Origin of the sequence: Geobacillus sp. WSUCF1 (assembly GCF_000422025.1) — a bacterium.
In the GTDB taxonomy this organism is placed as follows: domain Bacteria; phylum Bacillota; class Bacilli; order Bacillales; family Anoxybacillaceae; genus Geobacillus; species Geobacillus zalihae.
In genome coordinates this window covers 1-465 of the sequence record NZ_ATCO01000201.1, presented here as the reverse complement: position 1 = coordinate 465, position 465 = coordinate 1, and the positions used below count along the sequence as shown (strand labels likewise).

1 protein-coding gene is annotated in these 465 nt (G+C 43.9%); it reads left to right on the top strand.

Annotation, left to right across the window (positions count from 1 at the left end):
- Positions 1 to 375, top strand: a 375-nt coding sequence (locus I656_RS0116825) for a hypothetical protein (RefSeq protein WP_033006672.1), incomplete at its 5' end; no start/stop codon positions are given.
- Positions 376 to 465: the final 90 nt, after the last annotated feature.

Genomic DNA, 465 nt, shown 5'->3' with positions numbered 1-465 from the left:
AAAAAAGAGTGTTTGCGCATGTTGGCGAGATTGGAGCTGGATAAAGCGAGGCAGCGGCTCTTGTTGGGCTTTTTTGAAACGTATGTGAAGCTGTCGGAGGAGGAAGAGCAACAACTGCAAAGAGAGGTGAAGGCGATGGAAACGAAAGAAAGAGAAAAAGTGTTGGAGCTGATCATTTCCTATGAGCAAAAGGGAAGGAAAGCGGGATGGGAAGAAGGGATGAAACGTGGGCTTCAACAAGGGATCAAGCAAGGAATGAAACAAGGAATGAAGCAACTGATCCGTAACATGGCGCGCAAAGGAATGACGGAGAAAGACATTGCTCAGTTGGTGGATCTTCCAGTGGAAGATGTTCGGGCATTGCTTGAAGAATAGGAAAATAAATAGTGATGTGAGGAGAACTCCATGGAAATTAGAAAACCAAACGATTTGGAATACAAAAAGATTTTATCTTAATTAGGCGAG